The organism is Faecalimonas canis (genome assembly GCF_054601575.1).
Genome location: NZ_BAAHSI010000021.1, coordinates 1 through 24,274 on the forward strand (window position 1 = coordinate 1; position 24,274 = coordinate 24,274).

The 24,274-nt window shown below is 36.1% G+C and carries 21 protein-coding genes; 2 read left to right on the forward strand and 19 right to left on the reverse strand.

The features are described 5' to 3' along the window. Nucleotides 1–62 precede the first annotated feature (62 nt). The 5 genes from purB to ACYPXO_RS06335 form a co-directional block, all read right to left on the reverse strand. Complete coding sequence (gene purB / locus ACYPXO_RS06315) at nt 63–1,496, reverse strand: adenylosuccinate lyase (protein WP_459639770.1); 1,434 nt, start codon at nt 1,494–1,496, stop codon at nt 63–65. Nucleotides 1,497–1,512: 16 nt separating this feature from the next. Then, nucleotides 1,513–2,220 carry a phosphoribosylaminoimidazolesuccinocarboxamide synthase gene (purC, locus tag ACYPXO_RS06320; protein WP_459639771.1) on the reverse strand — a complete coding sequence of 236 codons (708 nt, stop codon included), beginning with the start codon at nt 2,218–2,220 and terminating at the stop codon, nt 1,513–1,515. Nucleotides 2,221–2,352: 132 nt separating this feature from the next. Then, a complete protein-coding gene (locus tag ACYPXO_RS06325; protein ID WP_459639772.1) occupies nt 2,353–3,114 on the reverse strand; it encodes a hypothetical protein in 762 nt (253 codons plus the stop codon). Next, nucleotides 3,089–4,333, reverse strand: a complete 1,245-nt coding sequence (locus ACYPXO_RS06330; protein WP_459639773.1) for a DUF5716 family protein — start codon at nt 4,331–4,333, stop codon at nt 3,089–3,091. Before ACYPXO_RS06330 ends, ACYPXO_RS06325 begins: the two co-directional genes overlap by 26 nt. 18 nt (nt 4,334–4,351) lie before the next feature. Then, on the reverse strand, nt 4,352–7,615 hold the full coding sequence (locus ACYPXO_RS06335) for a DUF5717 family protein (RefSeq protein WP_459639774.1): 3,264 nt from the start codon (nt 7,613–7,615) through the stop codon (nt 4,352–4,354). Between the two features lie 116 nt (nt 7,616–7,731). On the opposite strand from ACYPXO_RS06335, the gene ACYPXO_RS06340 reads away from it, so the two are divergent. Continuing rightward, nucleotides 7,732–8,826, forward strand: a complete 1,095-nt coding sequence (locus ACYPXO_RS06340) for a pyridoxal phosphate-dependent aminotransferase (protein ID WP_459639775.1) — start codon at nt 7,732–7,734, stop codon at nt 8,824–8,826. A gap of 45 nt (nt 8,827–8,871) precedes the next feature. Here the strand turns inward: ACYPXO_RS06340 and ACYPXO_RS06345 are convergent, their stop codons facing one another. The 5 genes from ACYPXO_RS06345 to ACYPXO_RS06365 all read right to left on the reverse strand — a co-directional run bounded on the left by ACYPXO_RS06345 (nt 8,872) and on the right by ACYPXO_RS06365 (nt 14,464). Next, nucleotides 8,872–9,837: a calcium/sodium antiporter gene (locus ACYPXO_RS06345; RefSeq protein WP_459639776.1), complete on the reverse strand. Its 966-nt coding sequence runs from the start codon at nt 9,835–9,837 to the stop codon at nt 8,872–8,874. A gap of 112 nt (nt 9,838–9,949) precedes the next feature. Next, nucleotides 9,950–11,941 (reverse strand): FtsX-like permease family protein, encoded by a 1,992-nt coding sequence (locus ACYPXO_RS06350; protein WP_459639777.1) that lies wholly within the window; start codon nt 11,939–11,941, stop codon nt 9,950–9,952. After that, on the reverse strand, nt 11,934–12,701 hold the full coding sequence (locus ACYPXO_RS06355) for an ABC transporter ATP-binding protein (RefSeq protein WP_459639778.1): 768 nt from the start codon (nt 12,699–12,701) through the stop codon (nt 11,934–11,936). The genes ACYPXO_RS06350 and ACYPXO_RS06355 overlap by 8 nt, the downstream gene beginning before the upstream one ends. A gap of 114 nt (nt 12,702–12,815) precedes the next feature. Beyond that, complete coding sequence (locus ACYPXO_RS06360) at nt 12,816–13,796, reverse strand: sensor histidine kinase (protein WP_459639779.1); 981 nt, start codon at nt 13,794–13,796, stop codon at nt 12,816–12,818. Then, a complete protein-coding gene (locus ACYPXO_RS06365; RefSeq protein ID WP_459639780.1) occupies nt 13,793–14,464 on the reverse strand; it encodes a response regulator transcription factor in 672 nt (223 codons plus the stop codon). The genes ACYPXO_RS06360 and ACYPXO_RS06365 overlap by 4 nt, the downstream gene beginning before the upstream one ends. Before the next feature lie 509 nt (nt 14,465–14,973). Here ACYPXO_RS06365 and ACYPXO_RS06370 point away from each other — a divergent pair. Continuing rightward, nucleotides 14,974–16,239: a peptidoglycan-binding protein gene (locus tag ACYPXO_RS06370; RefSeq protein ID WP_459639781.1), complete on the forward strand. Its 1,266-nt coding sequence runs from the start codon at nt 14,974–14,976 to the stop codon at nt 16,237–16,239. Nucleotides 16,240–16,282: 43 nt separating this feature from the next. Here ACYPXO_RS06370 and rseP read toward each other — a convergent pair whose 3' ends face one another. The 9 genes from rseP to ACYPXO_RS06415 form a co-directional block, all read right to left on the reverse strand. Further along, nucleotides 16,283–17,308: an RIP metalloprotease RseP gene (gene rseP / locus ACYPXO_RS06375; RefSeq protein ID WP_459639782.1), complete on the reverse strand. Its 1,026-nt coding sequence runs from the start codon at nt 17,306–17,308 to the stop codon at nt 16,283–16,285. Between the two features lie 5 nt (nt 17,309–17,313). Beyond that, on the reverse strand, nt 17,314–18,456 hold the full coding sequence (dxr, locus tag ACYPXO_RS06380; protein ID WP_459639783.1) for a 1-deoxy-D-xylulose-5-phosphate reductoisomerase: 1,143 nt from the start codon (nt 18,454–18,456) through the stop codon (nt 17,314–17,316). A 12-nt stretch (nt 18,457–18,468) separates the two neighbouring features. After that, on the reverse strand, nt 18,469–19,272 hold the full coding sequence (locus tag ACYPXO_RS06385; protein WP_459639784.1) for a phosphatidate cytidylyltransferase: 804 nt from the start codon (nt 19,270–19,272) through the stop codon (nt 18,469–18,471). Next, entirely contained in the window at nt 19,272–19,982 is a 711-nt protein-coding gene (locus tag ACYPXO_RS06390; protein ID WP_459639785.1) for an isoprenyl transferase, read from the reverse strand. The genes ACYPXO_RS06385 and ACYPXO_RS06390 overlap by 1 nt, the downstream gene beginning before the upstream one ends. Before the next feature lie 85 nt (nt 19,983–20,067). Further along, complete coding sequence (frr, locus tag ACYPXO_RS06395; RefSeq protein WP_459639786.1) at nt 20,068–20,619, reverse strand: ribosome recycling factor; 552 nt, start codon at nt 20,617–20,619, stop codon at nt 20,068–20,070. A 32-nt stretch (nt 20,620–20,651) separates the two neighbouring features. Beyond that, nucleotides 20,652–21,347 carry a UMP kinase gene (gene pyrH, locus ACYPXO_RS06400; RefSeq protein ID WP_459639787.1) on the reverse strand — a complete coding sequence of 232 codons (696 nt, stop codon included), beginning with the start codon at nt 21,345–21,347 and terminating at the stop codon, nt 20,652–20,654. 119 nt (nt 21,348–21,466) lie between these two features. Then, the gene (locus ACYPXO_RS06405; RefSeq protein ID WP_459639788.1) at nt 21,467–22,783 is read right to left on the reverse strand and encodes a M18 family aminopeptidase; all 1,317 of its coding nucleotides are present in this window, start codon (nt 22,781–22,783) and stop codon (nt 21,467–21,469) included. Continuing rightward, a complete protein-coding gene (locus ACYPXO_RS06410) occupies nt 22,776–23,645 on the reverse strand; it encodes a phosphatidylserine decarboxylase (protein ID WP_459639789.1) in 870 nt (289 codons plus the stop codon). Before ACYPXO_RS06410 ends, ACYPXO_RS06405 begins: the two co-directional genes overlap by 8 nt. 11 nt (nt 23,646–23,656) lie before the next feature. Beyond that, complete coding sequence (locus ACYPXO_RS06415; RefSeq protein WP_459639886.1) at nt 23,657–24,274, reverse strand: CDP-alcohol phosphatidyltransferase family protein; 618 nt, start codon at nt 24,272–24,274, stop codon at nt 23,657–23,659.

Below are 24,274 nucleotides of genomic sequence, written 5' to 3' on the forward strand. Positions count from 1 at the left end.
CAGACTAAAGTCCATAATTTAAAAATAGAATGTGCTATGCACATTCTATTTTTACTTTCCTATTATACATTAATCTCAGCCTTCATGCCAAGTATATTTTTATTTTCTTCTAACATCGGATTTACTACATTTTTCAAGAAAGCATCTACCTGCTCTTTTGAACGACCTACATATTTTGAAGGATCCATTGTTTTCTGTAAATCTTCCAAAGTAAGATTAAAAGCGGAATCTGATGCGATTAATTCCAAAAGATTATTGTCTAATCCTTTTTCTTTTACATTTCTTCCTGCTTCCATTGAAAGTTCACGAATTCTTTCATGAAGTTCTTGTCTGTCACCGCCTGCTTTTACGGCATCCATCATAATGTTTTCTGTCGCCATAAACGGAAGTTCTGACATAAGACGTTTTTCAATTACTTTCGGATATACAACTAGACCGTCTACAACATTTAAGCAAAGGTCTAAAATACCGTCGATTGCCAAAAATCCTTCCGGCACACTTAAACGTTTATTTGCAGAGTCATCCAATGTTCTCTCAAACCACTGTGTTGCTGATGTAATTGCCGGATTCATAGCATCTACCATAACATAACGTGCCAAAGAAGCAATACGTTCACTTCTCATTGGATTTCTTTTATATGCCATTGCAGATGAACCAATCTGTGTCTTTTCAAAAGGTTCTTCCACTTCTTTTAAATGCTGAAGAAGACGGATGTCGTTAGAAAACTTGTGAGCGCTTGCTGCAATTCCTGCAAGAACATTCACTACTCTCGTATCCACTTTTCTCGAATATGTCTGACCTGATACTGCATAACAATGTTCAAATCCCATTTTCTTTGCAATCATAGGGTCGATTTTATCAATAATTTCCTGATTTCCGTCAAATAACTCAAGGAAACTTGCCTGTGTTCCCGTAGTTCCTTTTGAACCTAGAAGTTTAAGACTATTTAATACATAATCTAAATCTTCTAAATCATGCATAAACTCCTGCAACCAAAGTGTCGCTCTTTTTCCTACTGTAGTAGGCTGTGCAGGTTGAAAATGTGTAAAGGCAAGTGTAGGAAGCGCTTTGTATTCCTCTGCAAATTTTGCAAGTTCTGCAATAACATTCACTAATTTCTTCTTTACCAGTTTCAATGCTTCTGCCATGATAATAATATCTGTATTATCTCCTACATAGCATGAAGTTGCGCCGAGATGAATAATTCCCTTTGCCTTAGGACACTGCTGACCGTAAGCATATACATGCGACATTACATCATGACGGACAAGTTTTTCTCTTTCTTTTGCCACTTCATAATTAATATTGTCTGCATTTGCCTTTAATTCTTCAATCTGTTCTTCTGTAATATTTAATCCAAGTTCACGTTCTGTTTCTGCAAGAGCAATCCATAACTTTCTCCATGTTCTGAATTTCATATCAGGAGAAAAGATGTACTGCATCTCTCTACTCGCATAACGTTCTGATAACGGGCTTTGGTATCTGTCTGTACTCATTATAATCTCCTTTGAATTAGATTCCTAAACGTTTGAACACTTCGTTGTATGCTTCTTCTACATTTCCCATATCACGACGGAAACGGTCTTTATCTAATTTTTCGTTTGTGTGTACATCCCATAATCTGCAAGTATCAGGTGATACTTCGTCTGCAAGAATAATTGTTCCGTCTTTTAAACGTCCAAATTCAATCTTGAAGTCGATTAATTTCATATCTGCCTGAAGGAAGTATGCTTTTAATACTTCATTTACTTTTCTTGTATATGCTTTAATTGTGTCAATCTCTTCCTGTGTTGCAAGTCCGAGTGCCAAAGCATAATCATCATTGATGAACGGATCTCCTAAATCATCATTTTTATAACTAAATTCAAGGATTGGACAAAGAAGTTCTTTTCCTTCTTCCACACCCATTCTCTTGGAAAAACTTCCTGCTGCCACATTACGAACGATAACTTCAAGCGGAACAATGTCTACTTTCTTAACTGCTGTTTCACGGTCGCTTAATTCTTCAACTAAGTGAGTAGGAACACCTTCTTTTTCCATTAACTTAAATACATGGTTTGTCATACGGTTGTTTACAACACCTTTTCCTACGATAGTTCCTTTTTTCTCTCCGTTAAAAGCAGTTGCATCATCTTTGTAATCTACAATAACAACATCCGGATCATCTGTCATAAATACTTTCTTCGCTTTTCCTTCATATAACTGCTCTAATTTCTTCATACGTTTACACCAATCCTTTTCTTGATTTTTAACTTGTTTACACGAAGAGTATAATACAAGGCAGATAGAAATGCAACCTTTCCACCTGCCTTATATGCTTATACTATCATTATTTATTATAAATCCAATTCATTAGTTCAACTTATATACCTGCTTATATGCACGAAATACTGCCTTCGGATTTTCTATGGAAATCTGCGTTTTCCACTCTTCTTCCTTCTCTGCGAGATAACAGTCCGCCTCCTGATACATTTCATTATCAGCCAAAAGTTCTTCGTGCTCCTCAGCAGTCATATAACGGCGGCAGCAATATAGATATGCATATAGCATAGATTTTTCCTCGCAAATTTGAAACGCTGACAAAAATCTATCCCCCGCTTCCCTATATAAAAACAATCTGCCGTATGCCGTTCCAAGACATCCATACACTTTCCCATAGAATTTCGGTTCTACTGACTCATCCTGCTCTCCATGCAAAATAGAAAGATAGCCCCGAATTGCCGCCTCCGTTTCCCCGTTCTTCAAAAGACTGTCCGCCTTATATTTCTGCTTTTCTACATCCTTTTGATTTTTTAATTGCGTTAATATTCCTTCAATATGGCTGAGTTCGTTTGCCATATATATGCCGCTGTCTTTTAATATGTATAAGACAAACTGCTCAACTGAACCATGTGATTTCAGACAATCATTAAGTTGTTTTGCAAGTTTCTCCTTTTCCAGTTCTTCCTCAATCCAATCGCACAGTTTTTTATTGACTAAAGTATAATCCACTAAATAAGGAAAATTACAGATATAATAGCAAAGTTCTTCCAACGTATATATTTTTTTATGTACCCTTGTAATCTCATACGGTTGTCTTGCTTTTTTGCTATGACAAAGAATTAAACTGCCCATCTCGTCCTCCTAACTCTATCACTGTCTGCGTCTGAAATCCTGATGACTCGAAAAAGTTTCCAAACCCAATATCTTTCCATGTAATTATGCAAGTATATTCATCCTGAAAAATAACGTTTACCTGTAAACGAAGTGTATATTTTTCTCTGTCCGGAAGATTTTCAAATGGTACTTTTACTATCCTTGCAGAACGCTCCGTCAGCGATTCAACATGAATTTCTATATCATTTGTATCTTCCAAAAGTATTTCAAACTGTTTATCATTTTCGTACCATTTTGTCCCCCACTGTACAATCGGATACCATGTATCCCTGCCATTTATTCTAAGTTTAAGACAAATCTGTTCCGTCATTTTAGTATCGTCTAGATAAACAAGTCCGCCTCTTCCCTCATCCGATTTATATTGCGCTGTATAACACGCTCCCTTGCTGTACAGATTATCTCCCTGAAATGCTCTTCTTCCATTGCACAATGTTCGCAAAGAATTTGGATACCAATTCCTTTCAAATCCTTCTCCGATTAAAAATACGGAGGAAATCAATCTGCGGCTAAATACACTTTTGATAAAATGATTAAAATGCTCGTCCGCCCTTTTTTGTCCTTCTTCATCCTCCGACGGATATACTATGGAAAGTTCTTCCCATTCTACATTTGCCACCTCATCTACGGAAACAAAAGTATCACGCGTCTTTCCAAACTCCGTGTGCAATTTTTTCAACATATATGAACGTACTCCATCCCCATCACAATAAAAAAGCGCCGACTCATACTGCCAAAGTTCTTTCGGTTGGTAAAACATATAATAACAAAAACTTTCTCTGCTATCCTGCACATATATTTTTTCTTTCGGTACGCCCAATTTCTGCCCCACACTTTTTAAAAGATGTACAAGGTCCACATCTATATCCGGAAGAGTAAACGCAATCGCTTCTATATTTTGAAACTGCTTTAAAACAAGTTGAATATATAAAGATAACAGCCAAATACCCTCATATGTGTTTTCTCCCACCTGTATCAACTCATGCTTTGCCGCAAGGGAGAGAAGATCATAAATGCCTTCTTCCCCTGCTTTTTCTCCATATATCCATTCCTGTCCTTTTTTGCCAATAACAAGCGGAATGCGTTCTGCCGTTTTCGGTTCCTGCTGTCCCTCTTCACAATAACTTATCTGACAGGTATGTTGATTTAATTCTACACCGACCACATAGCCCCTTTGCATTTTTCTTCCCTCTTTCTTCTAGTATATTTCAAATAATTCTTCCGCCATCTTTTCTTCTAATCGATATTGGAAAAGCGCTTTTTCCAATTCTTCCCCATCCATTTTATTCATAGCATTCAGGCGACCGTATTTTCCAACCGTCTCAACTTTTCTTTGTTGTCTGCATACTCCGCTTTCCTCACAAATAACATTTTCTTCTTTCTGTTCTCTAAATGTGTATGAAAGACTTTCTCCCTCAAGAAGAACAAATTCTTTCACATAAATATTTGCATAAACAGGTTGAAGCGGCTCTACAATAACATCTCTTCCTGCTTTATATGTCAATTTTACTTTCCCGTCTTCTTTTGCCTTATACTGAATTAATATTTTATCGTGAAGTAAAACTTCCCGAAGCCAATCTTCCTTATATTTCAAATAGAATGGAAAAACAAGTTGTCGTTCGCAAAGTTCCTGCAGAAACAGTTTTAAACTATCTTCCATTTCACTTGTATATGGATGACCCGCATAGAATTTCAGTACCGTAATTTTGCATACTTCCGGAAGTTCTGTTCCTTTCTCATATTCATTTAAAATTACTTTTATAATCTCTTCTTTTATTTCTCTTGATTTTACGACATACTCCCGTGAAACGTACGATAAATACGCCTGTTTCAAACGAAAATATGCACTTCCTCTATAATAATCCATGAAAATCTGTTCTTCATTAAACATTGTTTCCGAATACAACATCTGCGTAATAATACGCTCGGCAAGTGCATCAGTCTTAATCTCATAATCTTTTGCAATGCTCCACACCTTTTTCATATTTTTTGTTGCACCACAATAATATTCCGACAAATAATTAAGAGTCACTTTATCATATTGACCTCTTTCCAAAAGCGAGAAACAAAGATATGTAAGATAATCATCCTCATTTTCCTCTTCCCGAATATATTTACTGCAAAAACGAAATACTTTGCCATCTCCGAAATAGTCGATACCGTATCTCTTTACATTTTCAAAAGTCAGTTCCGCTCTGCTCTCCTCTTCTCCCATTTCAAGCAGTTTTTCTTTATCCTTATACATTTCCACAAACTGCGACTCAAAACAAAGTCTTGTCAGTTCATATGGAATTGAATCCGTATAATGTCTTCCGTCATCTGCCTCCCAAACAATTCGGGAAGTCTTATGGTATAAAAGAATTTTCGCTCCCTCTTCTCTATACGCAACACGTTGACTGATTGTTCCATTTTTCTCAATGACAACAACATACTTCATATGCGGTGCATTTGTTTTTACAACATATATATGAGAAATATCGTAAATGGCTTTCATTCTCTCCATATCCAAATCCGGTTCATTACAGAAACGTTTATAAAGAAGTCTGAGATCTTCATTAATTCTTCTTTTTTCCAGTTGTTTCCATGCAAACGCTTCCATCTGCTCACAATAACTTGCAAACAGTCTGCTATCTTCATCCTCATGTGTCAGCACATTCGCATATAAAAATGCCGTATTTTTGTAATCCAATGAACTTCCGTGTACAAAGTAAAGCCATACTGTTCTTGGAAATGCTTTTTTCATTCTTTCTTTGTCGGCAGACATAATATAATATTCATACAGTTTTGCAATTCTAAGTCCCGCTTCCACCGCTCTCTCATACCATACAAAATAAGATTTTTCTTTCTTATCTCCTTTGATAAGCAATGTACAGATAGCATTTAAAATCATTTCTTCCGGATATAACTGGTAAGAACGTGCCAATATCTGATACAACCTTTCCTGATAAACCTTTTCCTGACTGGCAAGATTTGCCGTATAGAGTGCCAATTCCTTTGTAATCATGCGGTATTTCGTAGCAAAATCCAATACCTGTAATTCAAAATGTCCAAGTTTTTTTAGCAGACTGCTTCTTTCCTGAAAACAAAGATATGCTTCAATATATAAAAGAATCTGATTCGCTCCCTGTGAAAAACATTGCTGCAATACACGGATTTTTTCACTATAATTGCGATACTTCACATCTATATTCAACAACATACATAACAACTGCCATGACTCAGGATGCTTTCCGTACGCTTTATTTAGTTCTTCTGTTACTTTCTTGATATGACTTTCATCTTTTGCCAGAAGTCCTGTCAAAAACATATAATAAGAGCCTAATTCCGTTTTTTTCCCAACGGCAAACCGGTTATAATTATAATTTTCTAAAAACCATTTTCCTTCTTCTTTACAACCGCCCCTTAAATAAACATGAGCCATAAGTAATTCGTAAAACTCATTGTCCGGTGCTATTTCCTGCAACTGTTTCACAAGATCCACAGCCTGCTTTGTCCACTGTTTCAATTCTAACCTGCCCGAAACGCAAGCCATATAACTTTTTAACAGACAGCCAAACATCAATTTTTCTTCCCCATGTTTTTCTTTGTGGGCTGATTGTTGATGAACGGTTACCGGATATTCTATCTTTTCGTAAGGCGTTTCCACAACAATTTTTCCATAATTATAACCGGCGTGCAGTTTCTTTACATCAACTACATACTCTAAATAATAATCATTTCCAATAAAATCTTCTGTTGTAATCTGCTCTTTCTCAACACGCAAAAATTCACCGACCACATAAATCTTAATCGGCAAGCATCCCCATGTATTCTTTGTGACACTTACCATTTCCTTTGTTGTTTCTGTATAATAAGAAAGTTCTGCCTTTTCATCCTGAAAAAGTAAATAAATTCTTTCCTTCTGCTTAATACCAACCAAAAATTCTTCTAAAGCCTGTTCATCCAAAGACCATTTTCTCATATTGCCATAAAGAGCCGTAATTCTTTCATCTTCATACTTCAACAGTTCAGAAAACTTCTTTGAACGGAATAATTTCCACGCTTCAACAAAATCTGCCTTGGCAAGTCTTTTGAAATCTTTAAGTGTCTGTATCTTCCCGTATTCTGTTATGACAAAAGGTTTCTCCACTACGGCCGTGTAATCAATATCGTACTCTCCACCGTCGCATACTACCGTAAATTTCCCATTTTCTATATCCCCGGGTGTCATTCCCTTTCCGTCAAATGTATAGTGAACTTCTACCGGATTTCCCTGAAATCCCTGTTCCTTCAATTGTACACGAAAAGAAGACGGATAAATCAGTCCACGAATATCCCCCTCTTTTCTATTGTGCAACGTAAAACTTCCCTCGTAAATTTCCCCCTCGCTGATTTGCATCATTATATGGGTTTCCGAGAATTGTACGTCCGGTTGTATTACTTCAAAATCTCCCTTTGAAATTCTTTTAATTTTATTTTTCATGCTATCCACCTGCTACTCATTTGTTTCTTGCATTGCGTTTCATCATATTGTATTATTATAGCATTAATATTTCATTTATGGCAAGTTTTTATATTAATCGGAAAGGCGGTCTTCATATGAGTAAAATACCACAATTTCACGGTAGTGATTTAGAGGCGGTTGCTGAATATTTTCAGTTTCCTCAAGAAGAAATTATCTGTTTCGGAGCAAATGTAAATCCCCTCGGTTTATCTTTCTCCGTCAAAAAAACACTGGCAGAACATCTTGATATCATCTCATCTTATCCTGACAGAAATTATACTTCCCTAAAAAAACAGATTTCCTCATACTGCCATGTTTCCCCACAAAATATTGTTGTCGGAAACGGCTGTACAGAGTTAATTTCTCTTTTCATTCAGTTGTTAAAACCAAAGAAGGCTTTGCTCCCCATCCCAAGTTATTCTGAATACGAACGGGAAATCGTCTTATCCGGAGGTAGTGTAGAGTATTTCCCACTCCTACAAGAAGATAATTTTACTCTTTCTCTTTCTTCCTTATATAAAGCGTTAGAAAACAATATTGATTTACTTATTTTATGTAATCCGAATAACCCTACTTCAACTGCCATACAGACAGATGAATTAAAGCACATTTTATCTTTCTGCAAAGAAAGAAATATTTTTATCATGATTGACGAAACATATGTAGAATTTGTAGAAAATATAGCAGAAATTACTGCCATGCCATTGACAGATTGCTTTGATAACTTAATCGTCCTTCGTGGCGTTTCTAAATTTTTTGCCGCACCGGGATTACGTTTTGGCTATGGCGTTACCGGAAATGCTAATCTTCTCGCAGAATTAGACAGTATCAAAAACCCATGGAGTTTGAATAGCATAGGCGCTTACGCCGGAGAACTTCTTCTTTCTGATAAAAACTATATTCAAAAAACGCATTCTCTCATCTCATCAGAAAGAAAACGCATATGCAAAAAACTTTACTCCTTACCTTTTATACGGGTATATGAACCCGCTGCAAACTTTATTTTAATAAAAATCTGCAAAAATAATCTAACCTCATATGATGTCTTTGCCTTCGCCATGCAAAAAGGATTGATGATTCGGGACTGTTCTACATTTAACGGACTGAGCGGTGAATTTATTCGTTTTTGTATTATGAATCCTGAAGACAATGACAAACTTCTCGACTGTTTGGAAGAAATACTAAGATAATACAAAACCAGCCACTTCATATCAATTTGAAGTGACTGGTTTTTCTTATCTGATAAACAAGTATGCCATATATGCCGCATAAGTTGCAACCATTGTGCCACCCATAACTTTAGACACTCTCTGCTTTTTGCGGATCGGAATAAAAAATACAATGGAAACCACAATTAAAATAGCAATATCGTATAAATATGTATTCGCAACTGCCATAGGAAGAATTGTTCCTGAAACCCCTAAAATAAAGAAGATATTAAAAATATTAGAACCTACAACATTACCAAGTGAAATGTCGCTCTCTCCTTTTCTCGCTGCCACAATGGATGTAACAAGTTCCGGAAGAGAGGTTCCGAAAGCAACAATTGTAAGCCCGATAAACGCTTCGCTTAAGCCGAATGCTCTGGCAATCTCTTTTGCCCCGTCTACAACCATATTCCCTCCGATAATAATTCCTGCCAAACCGATGATACACACGATAATACTTTTTCCAAGACTATATTTTATCTCGATTTCTTCTCCATTCTCTTTATGTTCCGCTCTTCCTTTTAAACCTTCTCGTATGGCAAGATACATAAAAATCGCAAAACCGATAAGTAAAACAACTCCGTCCACTCTGCTAAGTTCCATACTCGTCTTGCCAAATAATGTGTCCATAGCAAGCACTCCTAACAATACCGCTGCAATAATAGAAATCGGATAATCTTTCTTAATCATGCTTTTCTGTACATGAAGAGGATAAATAAAAGCACTTACTCCAACTACAATCAATAAATTAAAAAGGTTAGAACCAACAACATTTCCGATAGCAATGTCATTACTTCCTTTCATCGCAGCCGATACACTTACTGCAAGTTCAGGAGCACTTGTTCCGAAAGCAACAATTGTAAGCCCGATAACTACAGCCGGTATATGTAACTGTTTTGCAATAGATGACGCTCCGTCAACAAAAAAGTCTGCTCCTTTTACCAATAAGATAAATCCAATTACTAAGCAGATAACCGCAACAAACATATTCATTTTCTTTCTCCTTCTCTTTCTCAAAAATTGCCTAAAAAATATAATAGCACTCTCACTATTTTTTTACAAGAAAAAGTACACAAAACACTTTGTTTCATGTACTTTTCTTTCGCTATTTTACAATGCGATAATATTCTTTTGTTGTAATCATAAATACAATTGTATAAAAAATAGCAAACACAATCACTGTAACTGCTGTTGTTCCCGCAATCAGTTTCACATTTTCCAATGCAAATGCTGAAAGTAATTTCGTAATAATTTTAAACGCTACTATCACATGAACAACCGCACAGGCAAGAGGAAGGTAGAACACACTCATCACCTGACTTCTGATAGAATGTTTCACTTCCTGTTTACTCATACCTACTTTCTGCATAATCGCAAATCGTTCTTTATCACTATACCCCTCTGAAATTTGTTTATAGTAGATAATCAGTACTGTTGCCATAAGGAACAATCCGCCAAAGAAAATGCCTAGGAAAAGGAACACTCCATATAATGAAAAAAATGCTTCTCTTTCCGTTTCTTTAAATTCCCCTGCAATATTACTTGCATTCATCGGAAAAGATTTTTTCAATTCCTCTGATGCTTTCATAATATTTTCTTCACTTCCTTCAAAATCCAAACTTTTGTAATAACATTCTGTCGTATTTTCCTGTGTTTTATCATCTCCAAGAAGAGTATCGATTGCTTTCTGGTCCGGAAGTACAATATAATACATATCTATCATCATCTGCAATTCTTTATCCAGATTTTTCATCTCCATTTTTTTCACATGGAACTTTTTTCCGTTAATCGACAGTTCATCGCCCGAAACATTTTCTCCCTTTGCTCCATAATAAAGAATTTCATTCTCTCCAAGCATTTCATTTCTCTTCTCAACCTGATTGAACTCTTCCAATGTCATAAAGCGAACTCCACAGTAAGAAGAAACATCCAAAGTTGTAGGTCCTATATTATCTATATTAGTCACAAGTGTATTTTTTCCTTTAGACGCATCCGTTTCCGTATAATAATAAGATGCCTCATCTTTTGCTTTCAGATTATATTTTTCCAGCACTCTATTTACTTCGCTATCGATTGTATGAATAACCTGCTCCTTATCCTCTCCTTCAATCACATCTCCCATCATAATACACTGTTTAGGAAATCTTGTGTTTAAAATATCTTCCAGTCCTGTATACAATGCCAATGTAGTCGATAACATAATTAATACCATTGTACTTAAAATACATATATTTCCAAGTCCCACTGCATTTTGCTTCATACGGTACATCATTCCCGACACAGATGTAAAATGTTTTGTTTTATAATAGTAATTTTTATTTTTTCGCAATGTTTTCAAAAGCGTAATGCTTCCCGCCGTAAATAAGGCATATGTTCCAATAATAACAAGAATGACGGCAACAAAGAAAAAGCCCAATGCATTCATTACACTTTCTGTAGTCAATGCAATGTAATATCCTATTCCTAATGAAATAACACCGATAATTGTCATAAATATTTTCGTTTTTGGTTCTCTTTCCCCTTGATTACTTCCATGTAACAGTTCTATCGGATTTGAAAGTCTTATCTGAAAAAGATTAAACACCAAACCGGCAAGGAAAATGGCTGAAAACAAAATAATCGTAACCGTAATGGCACTCGGTTCAACAGCAAACTCCATATGTGTATCAAAATGTAAAATTTTCAGCATAATCAAAAACACTAATTTTCCAAAACACATACCTCCTAAAATACCACCCACAAGACTAACAAATGCAATAATCAGCATTTCTACCGTAAGCATTTTAGCAATATGCCTTTTCCCAAGTCCCAGTACATTATAAATTCCTATTTCTTTTTTTCTCTGTTTCATCAGAAAACTATTTGTGTAAAACAGAAAAATCACCGAAAAAATGCCGACTATCGTCACACCCATGCTAAGCAGTTCACGAAATGTGTCTTCCCCCGGAACACCTACAATTCCTTTATTCAGTGTCAGTCCATAAATAATATAAAACATCATTACGGTAATTATACAAGTAATCATATATGGCACATATGTCCTTCTATTATTTTTAATATTCGTCACCGCAAGTTTCCTATAAATAGAGCTACTCAATTTTTTCACCCCCTGTAGTAATAGCCGTTAATGTATCCGAAATTTTCTGATACATTTCTTCATTGGATAAATTCCCACGATACAGTTGATAAAAAACTTCCCCATCCTTAATAAACAACACACGGCTTGCATTGCTGGCAGCCTTCACACTGTGCGTTACCATTAAAATAGTCTGTCCGTCCTGATTAATCTCTGAAAAAAGTTTTAGCAACTCATCTGATGCCTTAGAATCTAACGCTCCAGTCGGTTCATCGGCAAGAATCAATTGCGGCTTTGTAATCAATGCTCTGGCAACCGCCGCTCTTTGTTTCTGTCCTCCTGAAACTTCATACGGATATTTATTTAAAAGGTTTTCAATCCCTAGTTTTTTTGCAATCGGTACAAGTTTCCTCTCCATTTCCTCATATTTCTTTCCTGCCAACACGAGTGGAAGAAAAATATTATCTTTTAAAGAAAATGTATCAAGCAGATTAAAATCCTGAAAAACGAACCCTAAATTCTGTCTTCTGAATGCCGCCATCTCTTTTTCTTTAATTGTGGATAAATCCCTTCCTTTTAATAATACTTTTCCACTTGTCGCTTTATCTAATGCAGCTAAAATATTCAGCAATGTTGTTTTCCCCGAACCTGATTCTCCCATAATCGCAACATATTCTCGCGGTTCAACAGAAAAACTCACATCCGAAAGTGCCTTCACCTGATTCCCTCCAAATCGTGTTGTATATATCTTTTTTACATTTTTCACCTCTAAAATTGACATCTTTATGTCCTCCTTCCTATCTTTCCTCTTTATTATAAAAAAGGGAGAAATGCATTGCCATAGATTTGGCTTACATTTCTCCCTGTAAACTTACAAAATTGTAAGAATTAACTTTTACTCCCTGCTAAAGTCAATTAACACCTTTGTTCCTTTTCCAACCGTGGATTCCAACTGTAATCTATGCCCCAGTTTATTCAACACCTCTTTTGTCAGATACAAACCAAGTCCTGTAGACTTTTGATTGCTTCTGCCGTTATATCCGGTAAATCCTCGCTCCACTACTCTAGGCAAATCTTCTGCACTGATGCCTATACCTGTATCTTCTATTACAAGCAGATTTTCATTGTTTTTATCCATATAAATGGAAACACTTCCCTCATTTGTATATTTCAATGCGTTTGAAATAATCTGTTCGACTGCAAACAACAACCATTTTTCATCAGTCAGAACAGTCATTTCCATCAGTTCAAAATTCAATTTAATCTTTTGTAAAATAAATAATTTGGAATACTTTTTGATTGCTGTTTTAATTATCTCTGAGAGAGAATATCTATTCAACACCATATCCTGCGACATCTGTTTTTCCCGCAGATAATGTAACACCATCTCTACATACTGCTCTATCTTAAACAATTCCGCAGACAATATCTTTGGATCAGCCTCTCCTGACTGTAATAACAAATTCATCACGGAAATCGGAGTCTTTATCTGATGTGCCCACAACATATAATACTCTTCCGCTTCTTTCGCCGAAATATCCATGGAAGAAACCAATTCTTTTCGACTTCTATGCAATTCTTTAATCATTTCCTGATACGTTTGCTCCAAAAGTCCTTCCGGTTCAGGAAACTCTCCCATTTCATATGACAACTGTCTTTTCAAATATTCTAACTTTTTATATTTCCCTACATATTTTACAAAGTCAGCCAAACCAATCAAGCCAACACTTATCACGCAAAGAAACAACGCATAGTTCGTATCAGTTGGTTTTGCCCCATACAAAAAGGCAATTAGTTTTATCACTATCCCGCAAAATAATAAAACAAATATTATTTTCCTTTTTTCTTTTATATACGATAACACTAATTTCATCATGGAATGATATATCCTATCCCTTTCTTTGTTATGATAAACTCTTTAACACCTATTGTTTCCAACTTTTTTCGAAGTCTTGTTACATTGACAGTCAATGTATTATCATCAATAAATTCTTCATTTTCCCACAGACGCACCATAATTTCTTCTCTTGAAACTATTTTTCCTGCATTTTCTAAGAGAAGTTGCAAAATTTTATAATCATTTTTCGTCAATTCCAAGTGTTTTTCCTTATAAGATACACTCGCATCATTTAAATTCAAAACTACTCCCCTATGCTCTATCACATTTACACTACCTTGAAAAGAATATGCCCGTCTTAAAAGAGCCTGTATTTTAGCAGTAATTACATTTAAGTCAAATGGTTTTTCAACAAAATCATCCGCTCCCATATTAATAGCCATAACAATATTCATATTGTCCGAAGCGGAAGAAATAAAGACTATCGGAACTTTTGACACTTTTCTAATTTCTCCACACCAATGGAAACCATTAAAAAACGGCAATGAAATATCCAACAATACCAAATGAGGCTCAAAGTCTAAAAACTCCTGATATACTTTTTCAAAATCTGCAATACATTTCACCTCATAGCCCCATTTTTCCAAATGGCTTTCTAAAATTTTTGCAATCATCATGTCATCTTCTACAACGAGTAATTTATACATTTTCTTCCTCTTTTCCGCTAAATAATATCTGTATCGGTTCTAGTATAAAATAAAAATTATATTTACACAATGTAAAATGACTATTAATTATCTTCTATAATCAATAGCCATTTTACTTAAACACTTCAATCATTCTGTTTTACCTTTTTGGTGGTCTATACCTTCCTTTCATAAATTTGCCTTATTAACTTCCTAACTTAATAATCACATTTTCTGAAGTTGATATTTCATTTTTGTGCTATCATCGTTATGGGTTTTAATAAGGATATAACCTTTCCGTAGATTATATCTCCCTCATAAATAAAATAAATATTAGAGTATCAGTTTAGTGGTATCTGCTATTTGTTTTATTTATTTTGTTTATACTGTTATTATATCATTGTTTTTATAATTGTCAATACTTTTTTAAAATATTTTTTATTTTTTTATTTTACTTCTACTCTCTACTATAATTCACATTCGTTTACAATGAACATATATATATTGTAACAAAACAGTGTGAGGTAGTTATGCGTTCTATTCACGCAATGCAAAATAATACTGTCGATAAAGGAACTCTTCAACTAAACATTACCTCCGAAATCACTTCTTATCCGATTTCAGATGCAACCGTCAACATTTATTATACCGGTGTTCCCGATAGTCAATTAGAACAACTAACCACAGATTCTTCCGGTCAGACCGAAACCATTGAATTGGATACTCCTCCATTGGAATACAGTTTAAATCCTTCTATTGAATCTCAGCCCTATTCTGAATATACTTTTGAGATTGGTGCTCCCGGATATGAAACAATGAACATCGCAGGAGCCGAACTGCTTCCAACAGTAAAAGCAATTCAAAACGTTGCCTTAAAACCATTGGATACAAATACACAGCAGCAGGATGTTTATGTCATTCCCGGTCATACACTTTATGAAGAGTATCCTCCTAAAATCGCTGAAGATGAAATCAAACCTATGGATGAAACAGGAGAAATCGTACTTAGTCGTGTTGTTATACCTGAATTTATCATTGTGCACGACGGTTCTCCAAGAGATACTACCGCAAAGAATTATTATGTTCGCTATCGGGATTATATTAAAAACGTTGCATCCAGTGAAATATACGCAACATGGCCTATTTCCACCATTCAGGCAAATGTGCTGGCTATTATGTCCTTTACATTAAATCGAGTATATACAGAATGGTACCGGAACAAAGGGTATGAGTTTACAATTACATCTTCCACAGCGTTCGACCATAAATGGATACCAAATCGTAACATCTACAACACTATTTCCGGCGTCGTTGATGATATATTTGCCAATTATCTTTCACGCCCAAACGTTCGGCAGCCGATTCTTACCCAGTATTGTGACGGAAGACAGGTTACCTGTCCAAACTGGATGACACAATGGGGATCTTTGTCCCTAGGCGAACAAGGTTACACCCCTATTGAAATACTGCGCTATTACTACGGCGACAATATATATATCAATACCGCTCAAGAAATCTCCGGCATTCCATCATCATGGCCTGGTTATGATTTAGAAAATGGTTCTTCCGGCGATAAAGTCCGTCAGTTGCAAGAACAATTAAATGTTATTGCAGGGGCTTATCCTGCCATCCCTAAAATAAGCGTAGACGGTATTTACGGTCCGGCCACATCTGCCGCCGTAAAGAAGTTCCAATCTATATTTGGTTTAGCAGACACAGGAATTACCGATTATCCTACATGGTACAAAATTTCTCAAATATATGTAGGCGTTTCCCGCATCGCAGAACTGACATAAAAAAAGCAGAGATATGACTCTATATCATATCTCTGCTTTTTATTTACAGCAATCTCTTTATATCATTAAACAAAACAAAAATCATTAGTCCGAAAAGAAGCATCAATCCTGCAAAATGCACCATTCCTTCTTTCTCCGGAGGAACACGTTTTCCCCGTATTGCCTCAACAAACAAAAACACCAGTCTTCCCCCATCTAATGCCGGCAGAGGAAGTAAATTCATTACTCCTAAGTTTGCCGAAAGTAAAATAGATAAATTGATTAAAGAAAAGATTACAGAAGAAACTCCGTATGCCTTGTTCGTTTCGTAAGCATCTCCTACCACATCAACTATTCCTACCGGACCCGATAACTGATCCATTCCTATTTTTCCTGTAAACAACATCTTCAAACTTTCCAATGTCGTTTCGATCCAATATTCCACCTCATACAATCCATATTGCAATGCCGTAAAAGCATTTGCCTTTTTATATTTTGCCTGTGTGACACCAATTAAATACTGTCCCTGTTCGTTCTTTCTCGGAATTAATGTGGATTCATAAGTCTTTCCATTCCGCTTATATTCAAGCGTAACTTTTTCACCTTGATGAAATTGATTGTAAACAGAAATTTCTCTGAACACATGGATATTTTTCCCATTAATCTCTGTTATCACATCACCTTTTTGCAACCCTGCTTCCTGTGCTGCTGAATTTGGAACAACACTGCCTATTTCTGCTCTGTCATATCCTACCCAGCCGACAATAATTACCGATAAGATAAATGCCAAAATAAAATTAAAAATAGGACCGGCTGCAATTACTGAAATTCTTGCCCAAACTGATTTATTATTAAAACTTCTCTCATCTGTATTTTCAACATCATCTTCTCCCATCATACATGCTCCGCCTATCGGAAGCAACTTAATGGAATATTTTGTTTCTTTTCCCTGCTTACTTACAATTGTAGGTCCCATCCCTATAGAAAACTCTTCCACATAGACTCCATTTTTTCTGGCAAGAAGAAAATGTCCCAGTTCATGAAAAAATACAATAAAACTAAATAATAACAGTGCGAGAATAATTCCCATCACATTTACCACCTGCTTTCTATCTGATTATATACTTCCTGCTCTGTTTTCAATATTTCCTCAACAGATGGATTCTTAATATTTTTATGATTCCTCATACATTCTTCTATAATTTCCGGTATTTCTAAATAGCGTATTTGCCGATTTAGGAATTTGCTGACAGCCAATTCATTTGCCGCATTAAACACTGTCGGCAGAGAACCGCCCTCTTTACCTGCTTCATATGCAAGACGGAGTCCATAAAATGTTTCCATATCCGGCTCTTCAAATGTTATTTGTGACAACTTTTTGAAATCTAATCTGTCACCCGGAAGGTATCTTCTTTCTGGATAATATAATGCGTACTGAATTGGAAGTTTCATATCCGGTGTTCCAAGTTCTGCAATAATTGCCCCGTCCACATATTCTACCATAGAATGAATGATACTCTGTGGCTGTACGACAACTTCTATCTGTTCCATTTTTACATCAAAAAGCCATTTTGCCTCGATTACTTCTAATCCTTTATTTACAAGTGTAGACGAATCAATTGTAATTTTTCTACCCATCTCCCAGTTTGGATGTTTGAGGGCATCTTCCACCTGAATATTTTCCAACTCTTCTCTTTTTCTGTTTCTGAACGGTCCGCCTGACGCGGTCAGAAGGATTTTGTGAATGGCTTTATTTTCATTCCCCTGAAGAGATTGGAAAATAGCGCTATGTTCACTATCCACAGGAAGAATGGATACACCGTGTTTTTTTGCCAATGGCATAATAATATGTCCTGCCGTTACAAGCGTTTCCTTATTAGCAAGGGCAATATTTTTTCCCGCTTCAATTCCCGCTATTGTAGGACGTATTCCAATCATTCCCACAATCGCCGTTACTAAAATCTCTGTTTCAGGAAGAACTGCAATTTCAATTAATCCGTCCATCCCCGATACAACCTTTACATCTAAATCCGAAATATTTGTACGGAGTTCTTTCGCTTTTTCCTCATCCCAAACTGCTACAACCCTTGGAGAAAATTCACGAATTTGTTTTTCCAACAGCTCAATATTATTTCCAGCTGCCATTCCCACTACTTCAATATCTTTATTTTCTCTGACAACTTCTAATGTCTGTGTTCCTATCGAACCTGTAGAACCTAAAATTGCTATTTTTTTCATTTCGTTTCCTCATTATTTCATTAACATAACCGATAAGTAATATATTATTGGTGCAGTGAAAATCACACTGTCAAATCTGTCTAAAATACCGCCGTGACCAGGAATAAGTTTTCCATAGTCCTTAATATCATGGTTTCTTTTAATTGCAGAAGCCGCCAAATCTCCCACTTGGGAAATCATCGAACCTACTCCACAAATAATAGCATAGTGAAGAACATTTGCATCTGCACCTGCTGCAAATTTATTAATCGCCAATGCGTATACTGCTCCCAGCAATGCAGCACCTAAAATGCCACCGACACCGCCTTCCACCGATTTTTTCGGGCTTAGTTTTGGAGCCATTTTGTGTTTACCAATCAGCATTCCTACACAATACGCACAAGTATCACTTCCCCATGAGCAGAGGAAAATCAGCCATACAAGAAAAGCACCCTGCGGAAGCATTCTCGTCTGATATACATATGAAAGCATCATGGCAACATAGAATAATCCAAAAAATACAAACATAACCTGTTGTGCCACATATTTCGGAAATGAAAATACATAAACCGCCATAAGCAGAACAAGAAAACCTATGATAAGTGGCACAATCTGTTCTTTACTCCCAAATCGTATGCAGGTGTAATAAAGTATTCCCGCCAAATATCCTGTAAATCCAAGCAGTTTTTTATGTACATCTACCACTTTATATAACTCACTCATCCCAATTAAACTGATTACAAGCAGAACCCCAAACAATAAATCCTGTCCGGTTATAACTGTAACCAAAGCAATAATTACAAGCACAATCCCACTTAGCAGTCTTGTTTTAAACATTATTTTTCCTCCTTTGTTCCACCAAAACGTCTATCTCTATTATTATAATGCAAAATTGCCTTTTCTAATTCCTGTTTTGTAAAATCAGGCCACAAAACATCTGTGAAATAAAATTCCGTATATGCCAACTGCCATAACAGATAATTGGACAGACGCAATTCTCCGCTTGTACGAATAAGCAAATCCGGATCCGGAATATCGTGGGTATCTAAATATGTTTCAAATACATTTTCCGAAATATCTTCCACTTCTAGTTTTCCGTCTTTGCAGTCTGCCGCCATTTTCTTCATGGCGCGAATCATCTCATCTCTACTTCCATAATTTAGTGCAATTTGGAAATTTAAACCATCATTATCAATAGTTGCTTTTTCCAACTCATCAATGCGTGTACGGATATCTTCCTCCAACCTTGTCTTATCTCCTAAGACGCGGACTTTCATACGGTTTTTCGCTGCCGTTTTTAAACAAGTCTTCATATAATTGCGCAATAATTTCATCAATGCATCTACTTCTTCTTTCGGTCTGCTCCAGTTTTCCGTTGAAAACGCATATACCGTCAAATATTTCACACCCATTTTATATGCTTCTTCGCATATTCTCTCTACATTTTTACTTCCCTGTGCATGACCATAATTTCTCGGCATTCCCTTTGCTTTTGCCCAACGTCCATTTCCATCTAAAATAATTGCAATGTGTTGCGGTACATTCATACTCTTTCCTCCATTAGTTTCTTTCATACAAAGAGGGGCACAATATGCACCCCTCTCATTTTCTCTGAAAAGCAAATTGTTATTTTTATACGGTCATTACTTCTTTTGATTTCTCCTCAACCGCTTTATCAATGTCTTTGATATGTTTATCTGTCAATTTCTGCAATTCATCTTCTAAATCTTTAATTTCATCTTCTGAAACTTCTGTTCCTTTTAATTTCTTAAATGCGTCATTGCCGTCACGACGAATATTACGAATGGCAACTTTAGCCTGTTCTCCTTTTTTCTTTACATCTTTTGCAAGTTCTTTTCTTCGCTCTTCTGTAAGTTCTGGGAAAACAAGACGGATTGTGCTACCGTCATTTGTAGGATTAATTCCAATATCAGATGTAAGGATTGCTTTCTCAATCTCTTTAACCATGGATTTTTCCCATGGCTGAATCTGAATCATACGTGCTTCCGGTACAGAAATATTGGCTGCCTGCTGAATTGGTGTAGGCACTCCGTAATAGTCAACCGTTAATTTATCAAGCACGTGTGGATTGGCACGTCCTGCACGAATTGTAGCCAATTCATTTACTAAACTATTGTAAGATTTTGTCATCTTTTCATCAAATACTTTTATTCTTTCATTCATAAATCTATCCTCTGCTTTCTTCTTATTCTTTATTATACAGTCACTTTTGTTCCTTTAAATGTGCCTGTCATTGTTTCGACAATGCTATTTTCTTCATTCAAACCAAATACGAGCATTGGCATTTTATTTTCCATACAAAGTATGGATGCAGTTAAGTCTACTGCCGCCAGACGTTTATCAATCGTTTCCTGAATAGAAATCTCATCATATTTCTTAGCGTCCGGATTTAATTTAGGATCGCTGTCATAGATACCATCAATTGCTTTTGCAAGAAGCATTGCGTCTGCCTCAATCTCAATCGCACGAAGAACTGCACCTGTATCTGTTGAAAAATATGGATGACCTGTTCCACCTGCAAAGAATACAACTTTTCCATTATTTAGCGATTCCACTGCGGCATCTTTAGAAAATAAACTTGTGAATGCTCCGCATACAAACGGCGTAAACACTTCTGTCTGCATTCCAACGTGTCTGAAAATATCCGACACATAAATACAATTCATTACCGTTGCAAGCATACCAATCTGATCCGCTTTCGTTCTGTCAATTGTTTCACTTGTTCTGCCTCTCCAGAAGTTTCCTCCTCCTGTAACAATCGCTACCTGTACTCCCGAATCCACTAACTGTTTTACCTGATTAGCAACTCCGATACAAGTTGCTTCATCAAATCCTGTCTTTTTATCTCCTGCCAGCGCCTCGCCGCTTAGCTTTAACAACACTCTTTTCATCTGTTTCTCCTCGCCTTTATTTTTCTTTCAATATGTTTATTATAACATAAGGCTTTTCCTTTCCACAAGTCCAAAAATGAAACAAAGGCGTCACTCATATTTTGAATGACACCTTTTCTTTAAGCTTTTTCAATATGGTATTTTCCATTTCCGTCAGAAATAACTGCTGATTTGTAAAATTCTTTTGCTACCTCAATTAAATAATATGTGTCCTTTATTCCGCAAGTTTCGTATGGCGAATGCATTGCAAGTTGAGCAATACCTATATCCACTGTATTAACCGCCACCTGCGTATTAGAAATATTTCCGAGTGTAGAACCTCCCAACATATCCGAACGATTCACAAAATTCTGATACGGAACTTCCGCCCTGTCGCAAATGGTTTTAAACATTGCAGCAGACACTGCGTCTGTAGTATATTTTTGATTTGCACTGTACTTAATAACAATTCCTCCATTTAGATACGGACGATTTGTTAAATCTGTCTTATCACTGTAATTTGGGTGAACCCCATGTGCGTTATCCGCCGAAATCATAAAACTGTTTGCCAACGCTCTTAAGTAATCATCTTCCGTTCTGTTCAATCCACGGTTAATGCGTCCCAACGTATCTTTTAAAAATGTAGATGCCGCCCCCTGTTTTGTACCGCTTCCTACTTCTTCGTTATCTAAAACACAGTGAACACTTACCGCCTTTTTATTTTCTGCCTGTAAAAATCCCCTTAACGATGCGAAAGCACACTGCGTATCATCTAATTTTGCAGAAGAAACAAACTCTTCGTTCGCTCCCCAAATACTTCCTTTCATACGATTATACAAATACAAATCGCTTCCCAAAACATTTTCCTTTTCTACTCCTGCGCTCTCTGCAATAACTGACATAAAATCAACTTTTTCTGACATATTGCTGTAAAGTGGAAGCATATCTGTCTGTGCATTATATTTATATCCGTCATTCACTTCCCTGTTCATATGAATTGCAAGATTGGGAATCATCACTAAATCTCTGTCCACATTTACGAGTTTTGTTTCAATTGCATCTCCCTCTTTTACAAGAAGTCTTCCCGCTACGGATAACGGACGGTCAAACCATGGGGCACAGAGCATTCCACCATATTTTTCTACATTCAGTTTTGTGTATTGATTTTCTACACAAATTTCCGGATTTTCTTTTACTTTAAAAGTAGGAAAATCACTGTGACTTGCCATTATCTGAAAACCTGTGAAGTTTTCTTTTGGAATCTGAAATGCAATTAATGAAGATTCATTGCGTGATACATAATATTTTCCTCCACACTTCAACTGCCATTCCTGTGCTTCATATAATTCCTGAAAACCATTATCATTTAATTCCTCTTTCATGTTTTGAATTAAATGAAAACAACTGTAACTTTTTTCAATAAATGCTAATAATTCTTTCGCTGTCTTTTTATACATCTTTTTGTTCTCCTATCTTTTCTCCCATTCTGACCAAAGTTTCGTACGCACATTCCGTATTTCTCAAAATATCTTTATCAACACATATTCTGTTTTTCTGTGTCAACAATATAATTGTTGAGCCTCCAAAGGCGAAATTCCCTTTTTCCTCTCCTCTTTTTACTCTTCTCTCTTCGTGCCTGTTTTCAATTTTGCCGACCATCAATGCCCCAACTTCCATCATCAAAATTGTGCCGAATGTTTTTGTCTTTAGCAGAGAATACTCTCTTGTATTCTCTTTATAAATCGGGTAAACATCATTTGCCACAGGATTTACCGTATGAAAAACACCTGATATTCTTATATTTCTTGATTTTGTGCCATCAGCCACATAGCAATAACGGTGGTAATCTTCTACGGACAAACGGAAAATCCACGCATATCCACCCTCATATCTCTCTGCCAGTTTTTTATTTTTCAAAAGTTCCTCTACCGTATACGCCGTATGCTTAATCGAAAAACGACTTTTACTATTTATTGGATAAACGGTAAGTTTTGCATCGCATGGACTGATAAACACGTTTTCCTCCATGTTTATTTCCCTTGCATCTGCCCTAAATTTCCTTTTAAAAAATGCATTATATGAGTCAAATTCTTTTTTTTCACACAAAGATAAATCAATATGATTTAATTTCACAAAAGGAGGAATAAGCACTCTCGACAAAGAACTGTCCAAAATTTTCCCTCCAAGTTTTGATACAAAGGGTACTGTAAGACATTTCACAATCACTCTTCCCACCGTGCTACCATATAAACTTTTTAACAGTTTATCCTGAAAACCGTTCTCTCCCTTTAAATTTCCTTCTCTGTCTTTATATCTCATCTGTTTCTCCACTAAATAATATGTGTAAGTTTCAATACTGCCAACGCCACAACCGCAACGATAACAGCCAGAACTTTATTCCCCGGTTTTTTTAACTGAAAACGTAAAATCAGTAAAAATCCTACAACAAGCATGGCTATATGTAATATAAGTACAAAATATCCTGCCATACAAGGTTTCAGCAGATAAAGAATCGGTAAAACAATTGCCATTGTCGTAATCGGCAGACCTTCATAGTATTTTCTCGCCTCAGAAGTTTCCTGCTGTCTTTTTTCTTCCATAACATTAAAATACCCCAAACGGATAACAGAGGCAGTTCCATAAAACGCTAAAATTATAATTCCAAAAATATCCTTTAAGCCTAGGCAGTAACATAATATAACCGGAAATGCTCCAAAACATACTACATCACATAGTGAGTCAATCTGTATACCGAACTTTTTCTCGTCCTCTGTTCTGTTTTTCATTGCTCTTGCAATCTTCCCATCAAACATATCGCATAACCCTGAAAATGCAAGACAAAAAATCGCAAGTTTATAATGTCCATTTACCGTACACATCATTCCTATAATGGATGAGATAAGCCCGATATATGTTAAAATTACTGAATAGTTATAAAATCCTATCAT